Genomic DNA, 15,112 nt, shown 5'->3' with positions numbered 1-15,112 from the left:
TGGCACTTCGAAGGCAGGACTGACCACGCTCCCGGAACGGACATGCGGCCTCGCCTTGGAGTTGCGCGGCTTCCTGGAGGCGGATCCGGCTGGGATGATCCAGGTGACCGACCACTCAGATCCACCACGTACCACCCATGCTCACCAACGCCCCGCTGACACAGTCGAATTGGAAGGAGTCTATCTTCTCGGGCATGGATCATCAGGGAGAGTTTCGTCGGGCAGCGCTTGAGTTGGGCATCCCGGACGACGAGATCAACAGGTTCAGCCAGTACCTTCGCTTGGCGATCGGATTGTCCGGGCGTGGTGATGGTCCTCCGGTCGGACACATCGGTGGGTTGCCCCGGCTGCCGGTGGGCATGAAATGGCCGTCCGCCGGGGACATTCCGTTGCCGTTGCTCCTCTCCGTCGATTGTGGGGCGCTGCCGAGGGTCGACGACTTCGACCTGCCGGCGGACGGGACGCTGCTCTTCTTCGTTCACCAAGAGATGGACTTCGGCGGATGGCGGGCCGATCCGGGGCAGTACGCGCGAGTCCTGTATGTGCCGGACGGCACCGAAACCGCGGTCGCGGAACCTCCCAACTCCGCGTGTGTCGGCGAGCGGATCGACGTCTGCGCCGAACTCAGAGCCGATCTACCCCTTTGGCTTGAGGAGGGCGACGAGGACGAGGACTGGCACGAGTTCTGGGAGGATCTCGAGTGGGACGACATGTCACCCTTCCAGCAGCAGTTGGCTCGGTACATGGAACGTGAACTGCCGCACCTGGACGAACTTCGGTCTCTGGCATACGGCCTCTGGTCGTCCGGCGCCTACCTCGTCATCGGCGGGTACGCCGATGACGAGTTGACGGTCGGCAGCATCTTGGCGAAGACCCTCCCGAAGGGACATGGGTTGTCCTATCTGGACGAGGACGCGCTCCGGCTGGCGAGTGAATGGATACCGCTCGCCAATGAAGCACGGGTCTACGAGGAGCACTACACGAAATTTATGATCCGCCACGACGACCTGGCCGCCGCTCGGTGGGACAAGGCGCTAACCGTGACCATTTTCGATGCCCCGTGAACAGGTTCGACGCACCTCTACCCCCGGAAACGAAGGCTATTCACAACAGGCTGTCCAGGCATCAGCGCCAATGGTCACGAACGGGCCGGGAGGGTTCTTGCTGTCGCGAGCGCTGGCCGTCAGGCCCTGCTCACACTCGCCCACGTGGATGGAAGGCTCCCGGTTCGGGGAGGTCAAGGGCTACGACGGCGCCCCACTGCCCGCCCCCGAGCTACCGGCTGTACCACTGAAGCCTCGCGGAAGGGCCCGTTGACCTGCGGCAGTGCCTGAGGTCGGTCGCTGGCGAGTGGTACACGCTCCGGAGTCGCCCCAACCAGATCGGCAAAGACTCACCGCTTCTCCCACACAGGTACAGATGGCAGACCGAGTTGTGCGCGCGCACGGTCGGTGAGTTCCTGTACCAGCGCCGTTTTGGCTCGTGCATACTCACCCGGCCCCGTACCAGCAGCGACGATTGCGCGCTTGAGCTGTGCATATCGCATCGCGTCCTCGGGGTGGGCGCGCAGGTGGTCCCGGAATATCCTCTGGTTCCGGGTAGGCCAACTCTCCAGGGTCACCACGTGCAGGACATGGCTGCGAACCCCGCTATCCGCGCGGACGTACAGCAGCCGGTCAGTCATCCCGTTGTCGTGTGCGTGGAAGCCGAGGTCGGTGAGCGCCGCCTGGTGAGGCGCAGCGTGTGTGAGGTCGTGGACGGCGGCCATCAGGTCGATGACGGGCTTGGCCGCCAGTCCCGGGACAGCGGTCGACCCGATGTGCTCGATCTCTACGAACAGCCCAGGTGTCGCTGCCCGGAGAGCATCGATAGCGATAGCGGCCCGCCGGGGCCAGCTCGGGTCATAGTCGGCCACGTGGACGCCGCTGGGCTCTGACACGGCCGTCATCCTGGTCAACGCACGCTGCGATGTCCACCGACTTCCGCCCAGCGACCACGCCGGTCACGCGAGGCGACGTCGGGAGAGGCCGGGGAGTACCGAGCTGGCGGATACGGCCAAACCTCAGGACCTTTCGTACGCCGGGATCCCCGACAAGGACCCGCTCCGAGCCCATGTCGGTCAGTTCGTCCGCACTGAGACCCAGCGCCGCCAACGCGGCCTGATCCGCTCTCGCCACTACGATCGTTCATCGGAGGGGGCCGGACCGGAACCGGCGAGATGGCCCACCACCACAGCCGAGTTGAGATACCAGGCCGAAGCCGACTGGGTCATCCAGGCCCTCCGGGCGTCCGAGTACCGCCGCACCCACGGCGTCACCTACGTCCACGGCTGCCACTCAGTCGGCGACGACCGGCTCTGGGGAGTTGTCCGCCGCGACGAAGGTGACGCTGTGGTCCCAGAAGTACCCACGTCAGGGAGGCGGATCAATGCCCGGTGTGCCGCGCCGCCTGCTCGCGAAGGGCGTGAATGAGCGTCGCGACGTGGGGCCGGTCACGGCCGTTGAGCGTGGCGACGCCGATGTGCCGCACCGGGCCCGGCGACTTGACCGGGACGGTGCTCAGCCCCGGGACCTCGGGGGCGAGTGCGATGGAGGGGATCAGGGAGACGCCCATGCCCGCGGCGACGAGGGAGCGGGCGAAGAAGTAGTCGGTGGTGGTGCCGCGGATCTCCGGATCGAAGCCGGCCCGCTCGGCGAAACGGCGCAGGTATGCCTCGGTCTTCAGGCAGCCGAGCACCCAGGGTTCGGCCGCCAGAGCGGCGAGGTCCAGCGCGTCGTGGTCGGCGAGTCGGTGCCCCTGCGGCAGCACGACGTGCAGGGGGTCCTCCAGGAGCGGCGTCCACTCCAGGCCGGCGCCGGCGCCCGGCCCGACGGGGAGCGGGCCGTCGAAGTGGTAGGCGAGGGCGAGGTCCACGGCACCTTGACGGACGAGTGGGAGGGTGTCCTCGGGCTCGCCCTCCCTGACGTGGAGAACGGTGCGGGGATGGGCTGCCATGAGCTGGGTGAGAGCGGCGGGCAGCAAGAGCCTGCCGCCGCTGGTGAAAGTGGCGGCGGTGAGCTGGGTGCGGCCGGTGCTGAGCTCGGCGATCCGCTGTTGTGCGTGTTCGAGCTCCGCGGCGACGGATTCGGCGGCGCCGACCATGATCTGGCCGGCCTGTGTGAGTGTGACGCCTCGGGTGCTGCGCGCGACGACCTGGGCACCGAGGCCGCGTTCCAGGGCAGCCACCTGCTGGGATACGGCCGAGGGGGTGAGGCGGAGAGCCGCGGCCGCCTGGTTGAAGCTGCCGTGCTCCGCCACCGCCCGCAGGACGCGGAGCCGCTGCACATCGATCAACAGTTTTCCTTAATACGTACCCAGTAAGCCAGGACTTCCGCTGATGACGATAGGTCTCCAGGATGGGGACATGCAAAGGATCTGCGTCATCGGCGGAAGCCGGTACTTCGGAAAGCTCCTGGTAGAGCGCCTGCAGGCCGCCGGCCACCAGGTCACTGTGATCAACCGCGGCTCCACCCCGCCGCCTGCCGGCGTCGAGCACCTCGTCGTCGACCGCGACGACGAGGCCGCCCTGACGGCCGCGCTCGACGCCCGCGCCTTCGACGTCGTGGTGGACCAGGTCTGCTACACCCCGGTACAGGCCGCCGTCGCCGCCCGCGCCTTCGCCGGCCGCACCCGGCGCTACGTCATGACCTCCACGATCGAGGTCTACGACCCCGCGACCGCCGCCCTGCCCGCCGTGCCCTCGGGGACGCCGGTGTCGGAGGAGAGTGTGGACCCGGCCACCTGGAAGGTGGCCATGGACCTGCCCTGGCACGACGACGCCTACCTGGAGGCGCACTACGCCGAGGGCAAGCGGCAGGCCGAGGCCGTCTTCACCCACGCCGCCGGCTTCTCCTTCGCCACCGTGCGCAGCGCCCATGTGCTCGGCGGCGGCGTGCGGGAATTCACCGGCAGGCTGGCGCACTACGCCGGGCGCGTCACCCTGGGCGAAGAGATCACTGTGCACGCGAAGGCGCTGCCCACGGTCTTCATCCACTACGAGGAGCTGGCGGACCTGCTGATGTGGGCGACCGCAGCCGACTTCACGGGCCCGGTCAACGCCTGCTCCGACGGCCCACTCGATGTGCACGGCCTCGCCGAGACCGTCGCCGCGCAGGCCGGCCGGGAAGCCGTCTACCGGACCGCCGCAGCGGGCGAGGAGGTTTCGCCGTTCTCAGTCGACCGCCACTACGCCATGAGCAACGCCCGCGCGAAGGCGCTGGGTTTCTCCTTCTCCCGCACCACCGACTGGCTGCCCGGCGCCGTCGCCGAAGCCCTCGCCGTATCCGCCGTTCCCACCGATTGAGGAGCAAGGCCACCATGCGGTACCGCACCATCGCCCACACCACCGTCAGCGCCATCGGCCTGGGCGCCATGCCGCTGTCCATCGAGCACCGCCCGGACGAGACGCGGGCCATCGCCACCGTCCACGCCGCCCTCGACGCCGGTGTCACCCTTGTCGACACCGCCGACAGCTACCACTGGCACGCCGACGAGGCGGGCCACAACGAGCTGCTGATCGCCCGCGCCCTGGCCCGCTACGGCGGCGACACCTCCCATGTCCTGGTGGCCACCAAGGGCGGCCGCGGCCGCCCCGGCGACGGGAGTTGGACCGTCACCGCCACCCCTGCCCACCTCAAGCAAGCCGCTGAAGCCTCCGCCAAGCGCCTGGGCGCCGACGCGATCGGCTTGTACCAGCTGCACAAGCCGGACCCGACCGTGCCCTGGGCGGAATCCGTCGGAGCGCTGCGCGAGCTGCTCGAAGCCGGCACGATCCGCGCCGCCGGCATCTCCAACGTGACCACCGCTCAGATCCGCCAGGCACATCAGATCCTCGGCGACGGACTCGTCTCCGTGCAGAACCAGTACTCGCCCGCCGTCCGCGACAGCGAGCCCGAGCTGCGGCTGAGTGAACAGCTGGGGCTCGCCTTCCTGCCCTGGAGCCCACTCGGCGGAATCTCCCGCAGTTCCCTCGACGGCCCCGCCGGCCCTACCTCCGTCGGCACGGCCTTCCACCGCATCGCCGCCGAACGCGGCGTCAGTCCACAGCGGATCGCCCTGGCCTGGCTGCTCGCCCGCTCCCCGGCAGTGATCCCGGTACCGGGAGCCAGCCGTCCGGCCTCCATCACCGACTCGGCCAGGGCCGTTGAGCTCACGCTGGACACGCGGGAGCTGGCGGAACTCGAAAACGTTCGGCCCAACTGAGCCGGCTCACGGGTCGCTCACCGACCTCGACCTCGACCGCCGGATGCGGCTACTCCGGCAACTCGTCCGAGTCGGAACGCGACCAGGACGAGCACGGCGGCGACGACGGTCAGGGCGAGTGGAGCGATGCCGGTCTGGAGAGTGAGCATGAGGCCGGCTGATGCCGCTCTGTCGCCCAGGTCGCCGACGCTCTCGGGAGTGACCTCGAAGCTGAAGGCGGATACCGGCATCAGGGGGGTCTGCGCACCGGCCACGGAGGTGGTCGCCACGACCCGCCTGCTCACGGACTGATCGATGGCGATGCCGGTCTGCTGGTCGACGTAGGCGACCAGGGTGGACCGACCCAGGTAGCCGAGCGGTACGGGATCGGGCAGCGCGGACAGCGCCGCGGGCGTGACGCGGGCTCCGGCCGGGGAGTCGAGCCCGGGCACCAGGCTCGCGACGAGCTTCTTCGGCAGGGCGGACGGGAGCGGTTCGAGCGTCTCAGGGTCCTTGACGGGCGCCGAGACCTTGATCTCGTAGACGTTCACCTCACGGCCCTCCCGTTGCGCGGTCCCGGTGTAGCGGACCGGCACGATCGAGCGGGTCGTCGCGTCGTAGTACGTGTAGGAGTCGTCCTGCGCCGCCTCCGGCGGGAAGGCCGCGCTCAGCGCGCCCCGCGAGGGCTCCACCGGTGTCGAGGCCGGTGGTGACGTGCCCTTCCTGCTTCCCCGGTCGATGGCGTACGTCTTCGAGCTGGGCAGGGACTGCTCGCCGGCGTGGACCGTCAGCACGTCCTCCAGCACGGCCGTGTCGCCGTGTGTGGACGTGACCCGCACCCGACGGTCCACGGTGATGGGGACGCCGGACCGGAGCGCGTGCGCGGTGTCCCCGGCCCGCAGGGCATCGCTGTCCAGCAGGGTGGCCTCGCCCGCGTAGTGCACCGTCTGGTCGGTGTCACCGGGCAGCTTCGTCGCGTTCGGGGCGACGACGAGGCGAAGGACTGCCGCGGCGGTGGTCAGGATCACGGCCACGGTGATGAGCACGATCGTCGGACGACGAGCGGACACGACGTCCTCCCCTCATTTGTCTGGTCACATGTTCTCGGAGCCGGCTCTGATCGCCTCACGGATACGGGGGTAGGTGCCGCAGCGGCAGATGTTGCGGATGCCGTCCAGGTCGGCCTCGGTGACCGTGCGGCCCTCCTCCTTGACCCGGCGGACCAGGGCGACGGCGGCCATGATCTGGCCGGGCTGGCAGTAGCCGCACTGGGCCACGTCGTGGTCGAGCCATGCCTCCTGCATCGGGTGCAGGTCCGCGCCCACGGTGGCCGGGAGCCCTTCGATGGTGGTGACCTCGTCGGACGGCCGCAGGTCCTTCACCGGGATGGAGCAGGGGTTGGCCGCCCTGCCGTTGAGGTGGCTCGTACAGGCTTTGCAGACGTTGATGCCGCAGCCGTACTTCGGTCCGGTGACGCCGAGGATGTCGCGAAGGACCCACAGCAGTCGCTCGTCGTCCGGGGCGTCGACGGTGACCTGTTCGCCGTTGAGGCGAAATGTGTGCTCGGGCACGGGAACTCCCAGGTGATTCAGCGGACTTCAGCGGACGTGATCCAGGCCGTCGGTGGGGGAGGCGGGGACGGGCGGGACGGTGGGTTTCGGTTCGAAGGAGAGCGTGCCGTGGTTGACGGGGAAGACCGTGGGCATGGTGCCGGTGGCGCGGCCGTACGCGCAGGCGACCGCGGCCATGGAGGCGGCGACGCCGAGTTCCCCGGCGCCGCCGGGTTCGCCGGTGGTGGGTGGCATGACGATGACCCGGAGTTCGGGCGGTGTGTTCCACTGCCGGGTGTAGAAGTAGTTGTCCCAGCTGGCTTCGAGGAAGTGTCCGTCGCGCAGGTGCAGGCTGGAGGTCAGGGTCAGGGCGATGCCGTCCATCAGGCAGCCCATCATCTGTGCTTCCAGACCACGCGGGTTGACGGCCAGGCCGACGTCCACGGCGATGACGGCCTTGGTGACGCGGGGGCCGGCGACGCCGTCGCGGATGGGGCGGCCGACGGTCTCGGGGCGGCAGTCGAGTTCCACCAGCACCGCGCCGGCGGAGTGGTATTCGGAGTGGAAGGCGATGCCCTGCGCCGTACCGGCGGGCATGCTCCGGCCCCAGTTTCCGGCCTCGGCGGCCTTGTCCAGCACGGCACGCGCGCGGTCGTCCCCCAGGAAGTCGTGCCGGAACCGGTAAGGGTCCTTGCCCATCCTGGCGGCGAGCCGGTCGACGAGGAGCTCCCGGGCGCAGGTGACGTCGGGGGAGTAGACGTTGCGCATGCTGCCGGTGTTGAAGCCCTTGTCGGTCTCGCTCAGCAGCCGGCTGTTCGCGCCGAAGTCGTAGGGCATCGACTGGGAGAGCTGGAAGAAGGTCTGGGAGAACCCGATGTCACCCACCGGCAGTCTCGCGGCCAGGGCGGTGAAGATCTCCCCGAGTCCGTGGCCGAGGTCGGTGGACACGCTGGTGTGCCGCTGCTTGTAGCCGAGGACGGTGTCGCCCAGGTAGGAGATGCGTACTCGGGAGGTGGCCATGGGGTGGGTGCGTCCCTGGCGGGAGTCGTCGGCGCGGTGCCACATGAGTTTCACCGGCTTGCGGATCCGCCGGGAGACCTCGACGGCCTCCAGCGCGGCGTCGAAGAAGAGCTTGCGGCCGAAGGACCCGCCCCCCTCCGTGACATGCACGGTCACCGCCTGGAGCGGCAGGCCGAGCCTGGCGGCGATCGCCTCCTTCGCGACGATCGGGGCCTTCAGGCTCGACCAGACCTCGGCACGGTCGGAACGCACGTCGGCTATCGCGCAGTTGGGTTCCAGCGCGCTGTTGCTACGGAAGTGGAAGGTGAACCTCTCCTCCACGCTCGGTGTCAGCGGCGGGAGGCCCAGGGGCAGTTCGGCCGCCCGTAGTTCCTTGAGCACGGAGTCGTCGGACTTGCCCTCGGCGCTGCCGGGCTTCCATGTCACCCGCAGGGCACGCACCGCGTCGACGCACCGGCCGAAGGTGGTCGCCCGCACCACCACCCCGGTCGGTATCACGACGACGTCGGTGACACCGGGCAGGGAACGGACCTCGGACAGATTGGACACCGATCCGACCTCGCCGTTGATCGTCGGCGGACGGCAGACCATGGTCGGCAGGGCGTCCGGGACGTCGAGGTCCAGCGTGAACCTCTTACGCCCGGTGACCGCCGCGCGGGCGTCGACGCGGTTGTGCGGCTTGCCGATGACGGTGAACATGTCGCGAGGCTTGAGGCCGACCGACACCTCCTCGGTCCGCACGCCCGCCGCCTTGCGGGAGAGTGTCCCTATGCCGGCGCTCCGGTTCCCGGGGCCGGTGACGACTCCGGCATCCCAGGTCAGCTCGGTGAGGGCGGTGTCCCATTCGGTCGCCGCCGCCCGGAGCAGCCGCTGCCGGGCGATGGCTGCGGCGACCCGGATCGGGGTGTAGGTCGAGAACGTCGTGTTCGACCCGCCGGTGAGCTGATTGAACAGCAGCTCCGGGCGCGCGTCGGCCAGGGTGATGTGCACCCGGGTGAGGGGGATGCCGAGTTCCTCGGCGATCAGCATGGCCGTCGACGTCGTGATGCCCTGTCCCACTTCGGTCCGCGGCAGCGCGAAGGACACGGTGCCGTCCGTGTTCACCTCGACCGTGATCAGGCCGGACGTCGGCAGGGCCGCGGCCGTCATCACGTCGTTGAGGTCGATCAGTTCCGTGATCTCCGGCGAGGGGATGTCCGCCCGCGCCTCCAAGGCGGGGACGAGCTGGGCCGCGGTCGTCAGCGTCGGCGCGGCCAGGACGTACCCGAGGAACCGGCGTCTGGCGAAGGGCTGGGAAACGGCGTCCCGCGACGAGGGGTCGGTGCCTGTCACCGGCGGCCTCCTGCTCTTGCTGCCGGTTGTGCCGGCGGCTGTGCGTGGCCGGCGGCCTCGACGAAGCGCGACCGTGTCGTTCGGTCACTGTGCGACGTAGTCATCCGTCTCAACTCGTGTTCGTGGTCGAAGAGCCCGCCCGTCGGTACGGGGTGGCACGGTCGGCGCGGTGGGCTCGCGGAACGTGTGCGGCACCTGGCGGGGGTACGCCGGTGAGGACGTACCCGCGCGCTTCGGCGGTGTCGGACGTGGCTCAGGAGGGGCGGTTGGCGTCCGGGATCTCGAGGTGGATGCCCCTGCCCTCGGAGAGGAAGAGCAGGACGAACTTGCGGAGGGCCTCCTCCACCGCCCAGGCGGCCTGGGGGATCAGCGGCAGCGGAATGAGACCTTCGCGGAAGGCCACCAACAGCGGCCAGGCGGCGCCGATCAACGGCTGCCAGAACGGCTCCCTCTCCAGCCCGATCAGGTTGCCGGTCCGGTCGCCCAGCGTGTACCGGGCGAAGCCGTTGATGAGGGGCCGGGTGAGACCGGCGTCGAGTTCCGCGACGATGTCGAGGAGGACGTCGGTCAGCTCGTTGCCCTCGGGCGTGGAGGCCAGGATCGGGTCGAGGACCTGCTTGGACTGGGCGTTGGCCTCGTCCCAGGTGGCGGGGATGTACTCGTCCAGGACGCCGAGCATGTGCGCGGTGACCTGCCACACGTGCAGGTAGCCGTCCGACTCGGCGGTGGTGATCGGCACCCTCCAGTCCCTTAGCTTGCTCATGACAAACGTGGCCAGGCTGTGCCAGGTGACCATGATGTCGGCCTGGCTGATGGGGATGGTCTGGCCGCCACTGGTGCGGGACCAGCCCGGCGACTGAGGCAGCAGATGCCGCACGGCCGCGTGTACCAGCCGGGTCTTCACGGCGGTCACGATCATTCCGCCCCGCGGCTGGTAGGCGTCCAGGTCCCCGACGTCGTACCCGAGTTGGGCCGTCTTGGCGATGCGGTCCTTCATGTCCGCGCCGCCCTTGGAGTAGTAGACGGCGCGTGCCTCCCTCGGGATGGCACAGCTCATGAGGCCGCTGCCCAGGCCGTACAGGGCTCCGGTGTAGATGCCCTTCTTCGTGGTGAACCTGGCCGCGGCCGCGAGCTTGTCCCGGTCCGCCCAGGCGGGCAGTCGGCGTGCCTTCTCCATGAAGTCGCGCAGATCCGCGGGGAGGCCGGCCGGCAGGGGCTGGTCGTTGCGGGTCCACTTGCTCAGCGCCGCGTTGGCTTTGGCCACGTCACCGCGTTCGATCACGGCGGCGAGTACGGGATCGGCTTCCTCGTCCCAGACCCACTCGGGGTCGACGCCCGCTCCCTTGCCCGCCACCGAGCCGCTCGGCGCCCACGTCCACAGGGGCCGTGCGTGGACCGGCGACGCGGCCCCCAGTGTCCCGAGCGCTCCGAGCGCTCCTCCCACGATCAGCATCTTGCGCCTGCTCAGGTCGTCCATCGCTTCGAACTCCTCCTCGAGTTCCGGGGCACCGTGGACTGGGTTGGTACGATGAAACATTTTGTGCTTCCTTGTTTCAACAGGGGAGCACATGCGTGACGTGAACGCCAGAGGCTTCACAGAATCAGGGAGACGCTCGCGGAACCTGTCCTGTTGGCGCCCATGGGGTCACCCGGTGCTCCGTCCGTGCTGGGGAGGTGGACGTGGCCGTACCCGGCGGGGAAGACCCGCCGGGTACGGCCACGTCGACTTCTTGTTCCCTTGTCTCCTGCTGTCTCCTACCGCGTCCCCTCCTTCGCCTCCTTCACCCGCAGGACCTCGTCCAGGGGCCCTTCACGCCAACGGGCCAGCAGGTCGTGGAAGGCGGCGGCCCCGTGGGGGTAGGCGGTCGGGCCGTTCGGCCGGCCGCGCCCCTCGCGGTTGTAGTAGCCGGGGGTGCACTCGGCGTGGAACCACTCGTGATCGGGTGAGCCCTTGGCCAGGGTGGCGAGCCAGTCGTCCTCGGCGTCGCGGGAGGGTTCGATGACGGCGTCACGGGCTTCGGCGGCGGCGACGAGGGCGGCGGCGTGTACCGCCTGCTCGTCCAGGACGTGCGTGAAGTTGACGCTGGCGGCGTTCTGCAGGGACCCCAGCTGGATCAGGTTCGGGAAGCCGTTGCTGGTGAAGCCGTGCAGCGTGCGCGGACCCCGCTGGGCCCACGCGTGCAGCAGCTGGGTGCCGCCGCGGCCGTGCACGGGGAGCTTGCCGGAGAGGACGCCGGAGGTGCCGACGGAGAAGCCGGTGGCGAAGACGAGGCAGTCGAGTTCGTAGATGGTGTCGCCGACCACGACGCCGTGCGGGGTGATGCGCTCGATGCCGTGGGTGTCGGCGGTGTCGACCAGGGTGACGTTGTCACGGTTGAACGCCGGGTAGTACTTGTCGGAGAAGGTGGGGCGCTTGCAGGCGTACCGGTACCAGGGCTTGAGCTTCTCCGCGGTGTCCGGATCGGTGACGCACCGCTCGACGCGGCTGCGCAGCTCGTTCATCTTGGCCGCGTCGGCCAGTTCGTAGGCCGCTTCGAAGGCCGCCGGGTCGCCGTGCCGGCGGAAGCTGCCCACGAGCTTCTCCAGAAGCACCGCCGAGGAGGTCCAGCGGTCCGCCACGAGGTCCTCCTCGACCGTCTCACCGGAGACGATGCGGAGGAAGTTGTCCCGGCGTCGGCGGGCCCAGCCCTCGTCGTCCGCCGCGACGTCCTGGGCGGTGGTGCGGCGGTTGGCCCGGACATCCACGCTGGAGGGGGTGCGCTGGAAGACGTAGACGTGACCGGCGTCCTCGGCGAGGAGCGGAATGGCCTGGATGCCCGTCGCTCCGGTCCCGACGACGCCGACCCGCTTGTTCGCCAGACCGGTCAGGCCGCCGTCCGGGGTGCCGCCGGTGTAGGTGTAGTCCCATCGGGACGTGTGGAAGGTGTGCCCCTGGAAGGTCTCGATGCCGGGTATGCCGGGCAGTTTCGGCTCGGAGAGGGTGCCTGTGGCGGTGACCACGTAGGTGGCGCGGAAGGCGTCCCCCCGGTCGGTGGCCACGATCCACTTGTCCGACGCCTCGTCCCAGGTCAGTGAGGTGACCGCGGTGGACAGGAGGGCATCCCTGTAAAGGTCGAACTTCTCGGAGATCCGCACCGCGTGGCGGCGGATCTCCTCGCCGGGCGCGTACTTCCACTCCGGTACGTATCCGGTCTCGTCGAGCATCGGAAGGTACACGTGCGACTCGATGTCGCAGTGGATGCCCGGGTACCGGTTCCAGTACCAGGTGCCGCCGAAATCGCCGCCCTTCTCGATGATCCGGACGCGCTCCACACCCTGTTGCCGCAGGCGCGCCCCGGCGAGGATGCCGCCGAATCCGCCGCCGACGACCGCTACGTCGACGATGTCCCGCAGCGGCTCGCGTTCGCTCACCTCTCCGGCGTAGGGGTCGGCCGCGTAGTAGCCGAACTCGGCGTCGGTGCTCTGGTACTGACCGGTTCCGTCGGGCCGTACACGTCGCTCACGTTCGAACCGGTAGCGCTCCTTCAGGGCGTCGAGTTCGCGGTCGCCAATGACTTGGGGGTCGGTCATGTGGGGGGCCTCTGTCCAAATCCTCGATCTTCACAGGGTCAACCCCCCAGACGGGGGCCGCCATCAGCTACCGTAACAACCACCGGACAACGCTGTCCGGTTAGTCGTGAGCGCATCACAGTATTCGGCTGGAAACGTTCGTTCCCGGGTGTGGAGCTGCTCGGACGAACGCCCCCACGAGAAGAGGAAGAGTGACCTCCATGCGGCGACTGCCGACCCGCCCCCTCGCAGTGCTCGCCACGATCGGCGCCCTGGCCCTCACCGGATGCGGTACGCAGACGGCTGACCCCGGCGCCCAGGCGCCCTCGAAGGGCGGGGAGCGGACCATAACCGCCCACAAGCTGATGCGGCTGACGACGGCGCACGCGGCCACCGGGATGACCCTGCTGGAAGGGCCGACCTTCGATGCCGAAGGCAACCTGCTGGTCGTCGACGTCACCGCCCCCGAGGGGGAGCCGAAGGTGATGCGTGTCGACGTCACCGAGAAGACGGCACGGGCGCTCCACACCGACGGCCGCGGGACCTACACCTCGGCGCAGTTCAGCCCGTACGACGGCCGGCTCTACCTGACGGACTTCGCCGGCGGCCGAATCGTGAGCCTCGCGTCTGACGGCGGAGACCTCCGGGTCTTCTTCTCCGGCCCGGTCGACGGAGCACGGATGAACCCCGATGACCTCGCCTTCGACAGGGACGGCAACCTGTACATCAGCGACTCGCGAGGCATGACCGAGCGTCAGGAGCGCGGACGTGTGGTGCGGATCGGCCGGGACGGCGGGAAGGCCACCGTCCTGGCCGACAACCTGGCCGCGACGAACGGCATCTCGTTCGACCGTGACTATCGGGGGCTGTGGATCAGTGAACTCACCCAGAACCGCATCTCCTACCTCCGCCTCGACGAAGGCGGAGCGGTGACCTCCCAGCACACGGCCGTCCAGGTCGACGGCGGCATCGCCCAGACCGACTCGATCGCCGTGGACGCGGACGGCAACCTGTACCAGGGACTGCACGGCCGCCCCGCGATGGCGGTGTACGACCAGCACGGCGAGCGGCTCGCGACGATCGAGGTTCCCGGACGCGCCTCCGGGCTCGAATCGGCGACGAACGTGGCGATCACGCCCGGTGGAACCACGGCGTACATGACGGTCAGCGGGCCCGCCGGAGGCTATCTGTACCGCTTCGACGCGCTGGCGGAGGGCGTCCGGCAGTCGAACGGCGGCTGACCGGTCACGGTCTCACTCGCCGAGCGGCCGCACCGGTCCCACCGCCACGCCCAGTAGACGCCAGGCCGCCAGGGCCCGACGCTCCCGGTCGTGACGGGCGGGCCCGGTGACAGCACCGGAGACCATGGCGACGGCGAGCATGAGATCGTCCGCGCCTTCCAGCCGGTGACCGGCTGGAAGGCGCCGGCGCAGGGCTCGCTCGACCCGCCGGGACAGAGCCATCGCCTGCTCGTGCGGCTCGGATCGGCCGGCCGCCCCGTCGTCGTGCAGAAGCCCGATGAACGCCGCCGATTCCGTCAGGTGCCAGGTGAGTACTCCCAGGACGTCGTCGAAGGAGACGGTGTCGTCCGCGGAGGCCTGCTCGATTTGCCGCACGTTCTCTTCCAGAACCGCGGCGGATATGGCGGTGCGGTCGGGAAAGTGCCGGTACAGCACGCCCTGCCCCACGCCGGCCCGCCGTGCGATGGCGGAAAGCGGGACGTCGAGACCGTGCTCCGCGTAGACCTCACGGGCGGCGGCGACCAGAGCCGCCCGGTTGCGGGCGGCAGCCTTCGGGCCGCCGTTCGGGGGACGCCGCCCCTCGTGCGGCGTGGAAAGCTGCGTCACCCCGAAAGGGTACCGGGCCGCCCCCCGGTGCCGTGGCCGCGGATGTCGGCGCGGGCGGGGGCTCCGGACCTGCCGCGTCGGGGAACGACGGGCCAAGGGGGTGGCTGATGGTCGGGGCCGGCCGGGAGGGTTGCCCGCCGCGCCGGCCGGCCCCGTCGCTCAGTGGTGCAGCCGGAGCCGGTGCGGCCGGTGGGCGGCCGGGCGTCCCGCCGTCTCGTCCGAGGCGCTTGTGCCGCCGCCCTCGCCGCCGTCCAGACGGCCGGCCAGTTGGTCGCGCTCCGCGGCGGCACGTCGGGCGGTCTCCCGCTCCCCGCGGCGCTTCTTGCTGCGGTGGCGCGCCAGCACCGTGCCGGCCAGCAGCATCCACATGCCCAGGCCGAAGATCAGGGTCAGGGCGATACCGCCGAGAAACGCTCCGAGCGTGCTGATCGTGAACGGTTCACTGCCCAGCAGCGTCACCGTGTAGTCCGGACCGCCGGACAGGTTGTACGCGATCAGCAGACCCGCGAAGGCGGCGGCGCCCGCCATCAGCAGGAGGCCCAGCACCAGCATGGTTCTCACCTCGTCACGAGTGGATGTACTCCGCACGAGTCA

The 15,112-nt window shown here is 69.6% G+C and carries 13 protein-coding genes and 1 pseudogene; 5 read left to right on the top strand and 9 right to left on the bottom strand.

What is annotated here, in order from left to right; translation table 11 throughout:
- Positions 1 to 137: 137 nt before the first annotated feature.
- The gene (locus tag QC283_RS33820; RefSeq protein ID WP_279565582.1) at positions 138 to 1,064 is read left to right on the top strand and encodes a DUF1963 domain-containing protein; all 927 of its coding nucleotides are present in this window, start codon (positions 138 to 140) and stop codon (positions 1,062 to 1,064) included.
- Positions 1,065 to 1,209: 145 nt separating this feature from the next.
- Positions 1,210 to 1,317 (top strand): annotated as a pseudogene (locus QC283_RS33815) (pirin family protein); the annotation flags it as partial.
- Positions 1,318 to 1,393: 76 nt separating this feature from the next.
- On the opposite strand, the gene QC283_RS33810 reads toward QC283_RS33815, so the two are convergent.
- Entirely contained in the window at positions 1,394 to 1,948 is a 555-nt protein-coding gene (locus QC283_RS33810; RefSeq protein WP_279565581.1) for a GrpB family protein, read from the bottom strand.
- A 476-nt stretch (positions 1,949 to 2,424) separates the two neighbouring features.
- Complete coding sequence (locus QC283_RS33805; RefSeq protein WP_279565580.1) at positions 2,425 to 3,333, bottom strand: LysR family transcriptional regulator; 909 nt, start codon at positions 3,331 to 3,333, stop codon at positions 2,425 to 2,427.
- A gap of 70 nt (positions 3,334 to 3,403) precedes the next feature.
- Here QC283_RS33805 and QC283_RS33800 point away from each other — a divergent pair, with 70 nt between their 5' ends.
- A complete protein-coding gene (locus tag QC283_RS33800) occupies positions 3,404 to 4,342 on the top strand; it encodes an NAD-dependent epimerase/dehydratase family protein (protein ID WP_279565579.1) in 939 nt (312 codons plus the stop codon).
- A 14-nt stretch (positions 4,343 to 4,356) separates the two neighbouring features.
- Positions 4,357 to 5,241, top strand: a complete 885-nt coding sequence (locus QC283_RS33795; protein ID WP_279565578.1) for an aldo/keto reductase — start codon at positions 4,357 to 4,359, stop codon at positions 5,239 to 5,241.
- Between the two features lie 17 nt (positions 5,242 to 5,258).
- Here QC283_RS33795 and QC283_RS33790 read toward each other — a convergent pair whose 3' ends face one another.
- From QC283_RS33790 to QC283_RS33770, 5 genes are all read right to left on the bottom strand, one after another.
- The gene (locus tag QC283_RS33790; protein ID WP_279565577.1) at positions 5,259 to 6,290 is read right to left on the bottom strand and encodes a porin PorA family protein; all 1,032 of its coding nucleotides are present in this window, start codon (positions 6,288 to 6,290) and stop codon (positions 5,259 to 5,261) included.
- A 24-nt stretch (positions 6,291 to 6,314) separates the two neighbouring features.
- Positions 6,315 to 6,791 (bottom strand): (2Fe-2S)-binding protein, encoded by a 477-nt coding sequence (locus QC283_RS33785; RefSeq protein ID WP_279565576.1) that lies wholly within the window; start codon positions 6,789 to 6,791, stop codon positions 6,315 to 6,317.
- Between the two features lie 27 nt (positions 6,792 to 6,818).
- The gene (locus tag QC283_RS33780) at positions 6,819 to 9,122 is read right to left on the bottom strand and encodes a molybdopterin cofactor-binding domain-containing protein (RefSeq protein ID WP_279565575.1); all 2,304 of its coding nucleotides are present in this window, start codon (positions 9,120 to 9,122) and stop codon (positions 6,819 to 6,821) included.
- A 253-nt stretch (positions 9,123 to 9,375) separates the two neighbouring features.
- Entirely contained in the window at positions 9,376 to 10,599 is a 1,224-nt protein-coding gene (locus QC283_RS33775) for an oxygenase MpaB family protein (protein ID WP_336620680.1), read from the bottom strand.
- 278 nt (positions 10,600 to 10,877) lie between these two features.
- Positions 10,878 to 12,692 carry a flavin-containing monooxygenase gene (locus tag QC283_RS33770; protein ID WP_279565573.1) on the bottom strand — a complete coding sequence of 605 codons (1,815 nt, stop codon included), beginning with the start codon at positions 12,690 to 12,692 and terminating at the stop codon, positions 10,878 to 10,880.
- Between the two features lie 200 nt (positions 12,693 to 12,892).
- Here QC283_RS33770 and QC283_RS33765 point away from each other — a divergent pair, with 200 nt between their 5' ends.
- Positions 12,893 to 13,912 (top strand): SMP-30/gluconolactonase/LRE family protein, encoded by a 1,020-nt coding sequence (locus QC283_RS33765; protein ID WP_279565572.1) that lies wholly within the window; start codon positions 12,893 to 12,895, stop codon positions 13,910 to 13,912.
- Positions 13,913 to 13,924: 12 nt separating this feature from the next.
- On the opposite strand, the gene QC283_RS33760 is transcribed toward QC283_RS33765, so the two are convergent.
- Together QC283_RS33760 and QC283_RS33755 are read right to left on the bottom strand one after the other, a co-directional pair.
- Positions 13,925 to 14,518, bottom strand: coding sequence for a TetR/AcrR family transcriptional regulator (locus tag QC283_RS33760; RefSeq protein ID WP_279565571.1), 594 nt, complete (start codon positions 14,516 to 14,518; stop codon positions 13,925 to 13,927).
- A gap of 159 nt (positions 14,519 to 14,677) precedes the next feature.
- Positions 14,678 to 15,070, bottom strand: coding sequence for a hypothetical protein (locus tag QC283_RS33755; RefSeq protein ID WP_279565570.1), 393 nt, complete (start codon positions 15,068 to 15,070; stop codon positions 14,678 to 14,680).
- Positions 15,071 to 15,112 lie beyond the last annotated feature (42 nt).

The sequence above is a fragment of the Streptomyces sp. DH41 genome, from assembly GCF_029813785.1.
GTDB lineage: Bacteria > Actinomycetota > Actinomycetes > Streptomycetales > Streptomycetaceae > Streptomyces.
Note: the sequence above shows the minus strand (reverse complement) of the source record. Positions and strands in the feature narration are given on the sequence as shown.

What these genes read in the sequence shown, in the direction of transcription:
- QC283_RS33820 (WP_279565582.1), top strand. Translation starts at nt 138, where the DNA reads ATGCTCACCAACGCCCCGCTGACACAGTCGAATTGGAAGGAGTCTATC.
- QC283_RS33810 (WP_279565581.1), bottom strand. Translation starts at nt 1,948, where the DNA reads ATGACGGCCGTGTCAGAGCCCAGCGGCGTCCACGTGGCCGACTATGAC.
- QC283_RS33800 (WP_279565579.1), top strand. Translation starts at nt 3,404, where the DNA reads ATGCAAAGGATCTGCGTCATCGGCGGAAGCCGGTACTTCGGAAAGCTC.
- QC283_RS33795 (WP_279565578.1), top strand. Translation starts at nt 4,357, where the DNA reads ATGCGGTACCGCACCATCGCCCACACCACCGTCAGCGCCATCGGCCTG.
- QC283_RS33775 (WP_336620680.1), bottom strand. Translation starts at nt 10,599, where the DNA reads ATGGACGACCTGAGCAGGCGCAAGATGCTGATCGTGGGAGGAGCGCTC.
- QC283_RS33770 (WP_279565573.1), bottom strand. Translation starts at nt 12,692, where the DNA reads ATGACCGACCCCCAAGTCATTGGCGACCGCGAACTCGACGCCCTGAAG.
- QC283_RS33765 (WP_279565572.1), top strand. Translation starts at nt 12,893, where the DNA reads ATGCGGCGACTGCCGACCCGCCCCCTCGCAGTGCTCGCCACGATCGGC.
- QC283_RS33755 (WP_279565570.1), bottom strand. Translation starts at nt 15,070, where the DNA reads ATGCTGGTGCTGGGCCTCCTGCTGATGGCGGGCGCCGCCGCCTTCGCG.